1 pseudogene is annotated in these 1082 nt (G+C 69.0%); it reads left to right on the plus strand.

The annotated features are described in order from the left end of the window. Positions 1–1082 (plus strand): annotated as a pseudogene (locus BMZ18_RS19015) (pyruvate carboxylase); the annotation flags it as partial.

Consider the following 1082-nt stretch of genomic DNA (forward strand, 5'->3'; position numbering starts at 1 on the left):
ATCACCGACGTGGACCTGGTGCAGTCGCAGTTGCGGATCGCGTCGGGGGAGTCGCTCGAGGACCTGGGACTGCGGCAGGAGGACATGCGCATCCGGGGTGCGGCGATGCAGTGCCGCATCACCACGGAGGATCCGGCCAACGCCTTCCGGCCGGACACCGGGCGGATCACCGCCTACCGAACCCCGGGTGGGGCGGGTATTCGTCTCGACGGGGGGACGACGTTGGGGGCGGAGGTGTCGGCGTACTTCGACTCGATGCTCGTGAAGCTGACCTGTCGCGGACGGACGTTCGAGGACGCGGTCGCGCGGTCGCGGCGAGCATTGGCCGAGTTCCGCATTCGCGGGGTCGCCACGAACATCGGCTTCCTGCGCGGTGTCCTGGAGGATCCGGCGTTTCGCGCGGGTGAGGTGACGACGTCGTTCATCGGCGATCGACCCGACCTGCTCACCGCTCGGGCGTCGGGGGATCGGGGAACGAAGATCCTGCGCTACTTGGCGGACGTGACGGTGAACAAGCCGCACGGGGCGCGTCCCACCACGGTGTATCCGCGCACGAAGCTGCCCGACATCGATCTGTCGACCACGCCGCCGCCGGGGTCGCGGCAGCGGCTGCTCGACCTCGGACCCGACGGGTTCGCTCGCGCGTTGCGTGAGCAGAAGGCGTTGGGCGTCACCGACACCACGTTCCGTGATGCGCATCAGTCACTGCTCGCGACGCGGGTGCGCACGTCGGGGTTGCTGATGGTCGCCCCCTACGTTGCGCGGACCACGCCGGAGTTGTTGTCGGTGGAGTGTTGGGGCGGGGCGACGTTCGATGTGGCGCTCAGGTTCCTGCACGAGGATCCGTGGGAGCGGTTGGCGGCGTTGCGGGAGGCGGTCCCGAACATCGCGTTGCAGATGCTGCTGCGGGGGCGCAACACCGTCGGCTACACCCCCTACCCGGAGCGGGTCACGTCGGCGTTCGTCGAGGAGGCCGCGGCGACGGGGGTGGACATCTTCCGCATCTTCGACGCACTGAACAACGTCGATCAGATGCGCCCGGCGATCGACGCCGTCCGCGAGACGGGCACGACGATCGCGGA

It is taken from the genome of Rhodococcoides kroppenstedtii (assembly GCF_900111805.1).
GTDB lineage: Bacteria > Actinomycetota > Actinomycetes > Mycobacteriales > Mycobacteriaceae > Rhodococcoides > Rhodococcoides kroppenstedtii.